3 protein-coding genes are annotated in these 5,860 nt (G+C 38.1%); all 3 read right to left on the bottom strand.

The features are described 5' to 3' along the window. Positions 1–124: 124 nt before the first annotated feature. The 3 genes from DXB58_RS27410 to DXB58_RS27400 all read right to left on the bottom strand — a co-directional run bounded on the left by DXB58_RS27410 (position 125) and on the right by DXB58_RS27400 (position 5,644). Positions 125–1,114 carry a glycosyltransferase family 2 protein gene (locus DXB58_RS27410; protein ID WP_122138869.1) on the bottom strand — a complete coding sequence of 330 codons (990 nt, stop codon included), beginning with the start codon at positions 1,112–1,114 and terminating at the stop codon, positions 125–127. A 503-nt stretch (positions 1,115–1,617) separates the two neighbouring features. Next, on the bottom strand, positions 1,618–4,311 hold the full coding sequence (locus tag DXB58_RS27405; protein ID WP_122138868.1) for a PL29 family lyase N-terminal domain-containing protein: 2,694 nt from the start codon (positions 4,309–4,311) through the stop codon (positions 1,618–1,620). A gap of 397 nt (positions 4,312–4,708) precedes the next feature. Further along, on the bottom strand, positions 4,709–5,644 hold the full coding sequence (locus DXB58_RS27400) for a site-specific integrase (protein ID WP_122138867.1): 936 nt from the start codon (positions 5,642–5,644) through the stop codon (positions 4,709–4,711). Between the last annotated feature and the right edge of the window lie 216 nt (positions 5,645–5,860).

Raw genomic sequence — 5,860 nt, 5'->3', positions numbered from 1 at the left:
ATGATTGAGTTGTGCAACAGGCACTATACCTGACACCCGGGTGTCAGACGTATTGAGACCCGGGTGTCAGACAACATTCCTTTTAAACAAAAATAGGAATGGTAATAGGCAAATAAAAAATGGATTACTTATAAAAATTCTTTTGGAAAGCCTCAAACTCATCCTTCCCTCTGATACAACGCTGCCACCATGCGCGCCAAAAACCTGTACCATAGCCTATAAGCTGTATAAATGCGGCGGCAATGGAATAAACGCCAATAGACAGACTTTTATTCTGAATAGTAGAATCAATGCATACGAGCAATGCATAGAGAATGATCGGCGTGAAACTGAAGAGGCAGAAGGGGGTTCCTAATAATAGAAGCGCCACTCCCAATGTAAATACGGCTGGAAGCAAATGCACCAGTTTCAGAGAATCCGGATATTTCTTATAAAGATTAATACGGGCAATGCCGGAATTATGCACCTGCTTGAAGAATTTTTTCAAGTCAGTCCGACGTTTATGATATACCCAAGCATCAGGAAAAAGACGACAAGTGTACCCATTCTTAAAGATACGGATACTGAAATCAATATCCTCCCCAAAACGCATCTTTGAAAAACCTCCCAAAGCCTCGTACACTGCCCGGCGAACTCCCATATTAAAACTACGGGGATAGAATTTGTCCATCTTCTTTTTTCCGCCACGGATACCTCCGGTCGTGAAGAAAGAGGTCATGGAATAGTTAATTGCCTTCTGAATATCAGTGAAAGAATCGTGTGCACGGTCGGGGCCACCAAAAGCATCGGCAGGAGAAGTGGTAAGCTCCTTCTCTACCGCATCGAAGTAGCCTTCGGGAAGGATGACATCAGAATCCAATATAATAAGGTATTCGCCTTCGCTACGTTCTGCTCCGTAATTACGGGTTTGTCCCGGACCGGAATTGGGTTTAGAGAAATATTTTATATTCAACCGATCTGTATACCGGTCTACTACTCCTTTGCAGGGAATGGAAGAACCATCTTCAACAACAACAACTTCAAAATCCTTAAAGTGTTGCACAGTAAGACTTTGCAATAATTCATCCACTTCATCGGGACGATTATAAACGGGAATTATGACGGAGTAACGCATAGTAAATTCGTTTTAAGAATGAATTTGAGATGCAAATTAAGACAAAAAAAGGGAGACTACTCCCAAATCTGCAGAAAAAACAAAAGAACTAAATATACCCCCTGTCTACTTTTTAACAAGTTTTTCATAGTTTACCATTTCCCGTCAGAATCATCATAAAAGGAAATTGAGTTTCTCAAACTATAAACCTTTCTTTGTTATTTATATAATAAAAAAAGGGCGTTCCAGGGAAATAAGGGAAAATTGGAACGCCCTTCGAAATAAAGGTTCATTATTAGACCGGTCTTTCACAAGTACGGTCCTTACCTTTTTTTCATTTAATAAATTAAGGATGTCAAAATCCTTAGTGGGAAATAATATATCCACCTTTTCACAAAGATGAATAATTCGATCAATCATATCCGACGCCACCACATCGGAGCAATTATATTATCAATAAAAGGGTAACTCCACACAAAGGAAAAAAGTTACCCTTTCTTTTTATCTAAAACATAAATATGGGACTATTTCAGAGAAGCTTTCACTGTTATTCTCTTAATAGTTTCTGTACCCCAGTTATGTTTTACAGTTACTTTCACATAGATATCCAATGACTGAACAATCGCTGTGTTGTTACATGTAATCACACCTGTTGACGGAGCAATAGTATAGGTACCCTCATTTACAGTAGCACTATATCCATCAATTGCATAAGTAATAGCAGCAGCATCAATGCCATAAGCAGTAGCCCAAGGAGCTTTCGCTACACCCTTTTCAATAACTACATTCTTTTTAGTTACATTAATATCCTTGTCAGACATCTTGATTTCTGCTTTCTCTCCTACATTGATAGTCTTATTCTGGTCACCATCAATATTCCAATCAATAGAAGACTTGTAAGATAAAACATCAAGCGGAGAACGCAATACTGGTTCACAATAAGTCACATCTTTTCCATTTATATCAAGAATAGTAGCTTCAATATCGGTTCCTTGTATTTTAGCTCCGATCTTGATAGCCCCTAAAGTCTTCACATCTACATCCGGAGTTACAGTAATGACATTACCAGCAATATTTATCTGACTATAAACAGCTTTAACAGCATCAGATTGTTTTTCTTGCGGAGCCAGATAATATTCGATCACTTCACTAGAAGCACTGTTATCTGTATTATATGCAGCATAAAGAACTTTCAAATCAGCAGTCATACTGAATGACTTATCAGCTTCAGTCCATGCACCGGTAATAGTTGTCTTACCATCTACGACAAATGCACTATTTTGCTTGATGATTACTTTACGCTCGCACTTAACAAGATCCTTCAATTTCAAAGTATACTGTTTGTTAGAACCGTTAACGCGATGAGTTGTTGTGGATTTACGCCATGCATATTCTTCAGAATTTGTAATTTCATATTTTGAGCTTCCACCACCTGGCCATGTTTCGAATGAATACAACTGCTGATCTCCATTGATAACAGTTCCGGCAGGGAATATCAATTTAAGATTATCCAAATCTGTGCTTGTACCCGGCGTAAATTCAATATATGCATTAACCTTATTAGCATAAGTCTTACCATCTTCAGTAGTCAAGTAATACAAACCATATTTAACAGGATCTACGTTTTCATTGTCAGACATATAATCACGTCCACCCAGTGAGCTCAAGAATGCACGAACATTCAAGTCAATCGTTTGTTCACTTGTGCTATACTGCAATTTAGCTAACTTATCAGCTGCGGCTGCATCTTTCGTTTCTACATCAATATCAACCAATGCCGGAGCCACTTGCTGCTCGCGAACAGCTTTCACTGCAAAATCATAAGAAATGATTTCCGTACCCTTTTCATTCTTATAAGTTGCTGTCACATAGCATAATTCATTGATAGCTGAAGCTTGCTCACTAGATTTAGCTGTAATAACACCGTCTTTAATTTCAAAGATACCTTTTGCCTTATCAGCTGTTTGTTTGAATTCAACAGTGATACCACTAAATCCTAAATCAGCCATTGAAATAAAATCCTCTTCTACCCCATGTCCTAAAGCTACAGAATCATTCAAATTATAAGATTTATTATAAACAAATGTATATTCAACATAAGATGAAAAATCGGATTCGGTAGTTGCATCAGCCAAAATATCAGTAGGAACTTCAACTGCATCTTTTGTATGCACAAAACTCAAATCAGCCGGAGTCCATTTTTCAGCTTTGAAGTTGAAATAATCAGAGGCTGTTGTATAACCGTTAATTGTTACATCCAAAGAAGAAGCGTAAGGTTTATCAACTTCAATGTTTTCGGAAATCATATTTACACTCAAGATACCTTGCCGATTATCCACCCATTTTGCACTACCTTCTACATATTTCAATGCAGGAACAAGTGCTCTGGTTTTGTATGTATCGGTAAATGCAAATACAGCTTTACCCAGATCCAGTGTAGTAGGCCATACTTTAAAAGTAGCCACAGAAGCACTGGTTGCCAATAACTCCGCATCAGGATCATCGGACGACATCAACCCGATTGATTTTACAAAATCATCTTTATCATTAGCAGCTTGTCTTCTGTAAATAATGCTTTGCAAACCATTATAAGCAGAACCTTCTGCCAACATTTTATATTCTTTACCGTCAAGAGTGATGACATACAAACCATCCACCTCATTTATAACAATAGAAGGAACTTTTGTATCAGTTTTCAAGTTTGTCACAACATCACCAATAACGATATATCCATCTTTATTAATAGATACATTCGCTGATGCATCCTGACCTGGTTCACCAGGCTGACCAGGTTCACCTTGTTCTCCCTTCTTCCCAGTAGCATTAACCTTATTTCCATCTGCATCCAAAACATACTCATAGGTTTTACCATCATCAGTACTTACCTGCCAATAGTTGTCACTAGACACTTTAAATTTAGGAATTACCGTTTCGCCATTTAGTCCAGGCTGCCCGTTCTCTCCATCTTTACCATTGGTGATAGTCAATTTAGAACCATCAGAAAGAGACAATTCATAACCATTTGCTACGGGAGTATAGCTGACAATAAATTTACCGGCTTTCATTGCAGCTTCCACCTCTTCAATTTTACTCTTATTGGCGTCGACCTGCTGTTGCAAACCATCTATATCATCATCGTAGTCTTTGCATCCTACGTAGCTGATAGCAGAAAGCGCCAGCGCCCCGAAGAGCATCACTTTTACAAACTTTTTCTTCATAACTACTTAAAAATTACATTAATAATATATTATTAAACACTAAGTTTCAATAATAGCATGCCCGTTACTTTGTAGGTAACGGCACATGCCTTCTCAAACAGCAGGAAGCGTCCTCTGAACGGGATTGATAGGGATGAAAATAAGAAAGGGAGGTCGTGCAGACTGTGAATACAGTTGCCAACTCTAAAAGATCGTTTCCAAATGGTGGATACGAATGGAATATTTATACGATAAACTTGCTTGACTTAGCTTGAAATGTTTTTCATTTTAGCAAATAGTTTGCTTTTTTATAAAAACCTGCAAAAAAAGTGTTAGTTTTGTTTTCTTATTTCAAAATCAATTTCTATATTTGCCGAATCTTATGAAGACTGTTACCTACAAAGTAACAGGCTTATTTTCAGCAAATTGCATTTCTAACCGAATATCGGATAAAATCAATAACCCGTTTGTTTGCTTCATCTATTTTCTTATTCTGAAAAGGTTTCAGATAAGTCTCCGTCACCGTAATGGACGAGTGCCCCATCGCTTCGGAAATGATGCCCGGATGAATTTCACAATAATACGCTGTTGTAGCCCACGTATGGCGGGCACTGTATGAACTCAATTTATCACCTAGTCCCAACAATTCACCCAACAACATCAATTGCCGATTAAATGTGCGTAATGCCAACTGATATTCTCGATATGCCTCTTTTGTTCCTTCACGGCTTTTCAACAATGAGAAAAGGTAAGGAGAAGAAATGTCACGATTCATGTATTTCTCCACCAAAATCATTGCCTCCGGAGTCAATGTCACTGACAAAGTACGCCCCGTCTTACGCCTGCGATAAGTAATCACATTATCACGCAAATCATCCTTTCGCAAATAAGCGAGATCGACAAAAGGCAAACCACGAAGCAAAAACATCAGAGTAAATAATTCTTGTGTACACCGCAAAGCCGGAGTTGAAACTGATGGATGCAATTTTGCAAATACTTTCTTTATATCCTCCTCACATAAAGCCCGTTTACGATCAGCACGCGTACCGGTATAAACCGAATGAAACAAATTCGGTACATAAGGTGCTTTTCGAAGATTGACCGCACGATTATAGACTGCACGAAATGTACGCAAATAAGTTGAAACAGTGTTCCAGCTACAACCACGACTACGAAGATGTATCTCGAAACCTTTCAACCATACCGGAGTTACTTTATCAAAAGTAAAGTCTCCTTTCCCACAATAAACAATAATGGCATTGAGACTGCTACGATATACGTGAGCCGTCCCAAAGTTTCCCCCCATTTGTAGCCCATTAGCCACTTGCCTCATAAATGCTACTACTTTTAACATGTTACTATTACTTAATTTAATTACACAATAAACATACAGGAATTTTTAAGAACAAACAAACCTGTAAGCTACAAATAACAATAACAATGACAATGTTGTTTTTTAAAAGTAGATGATAAAGAGTAGCGATGTAAAAACTAAACCAATCGAGTAGGAGGAAAACGAAGTTGTTTTCTTCCTACTTTCGCTTTCCGACCTCTCACACCACCGTACATG

This window comes from Bacteroides sp. OM05-10AA, assembly GCF_003439055.1.
GTDB lineage: Bacteria > Bacteroidota > Bacteroidia > Bacteroidales > Bacteroidaceae > Bacteroides > Bacteroides intestinigallinarum.
The sequence above is the reverse complement of the archived record's forward strand: the minus strand, read 5'-3'. Positions and strand labels throughout refer to the sequence as shown.

Bases quoted from the DNA above. Each gene is read 5' to 3' on its own strand.
- DXB58_RS27400 (WP_122138867.1), bottom strand. From the start codon at position 5,644: ATGTTAAAAGTAGTAGCATTTATGAGGCAAGTGGCTAATGGGCTACAA.
- DXB58_RS27410 (WP_122138869.1), bottom strand. From the start codon at position 1,114: ATGCGTTACTCCGTCATAATTCCCGTTTATAATCGTCCCGATGAAGTG.
- DXB58_RS27405 (WP_122138868.1), bottom strand. From the start codon at position 4,311: ATGAAGAAAAAGTTTGTAAAAGTGATGCTCTTCGGGGCGCTGGCGCTT.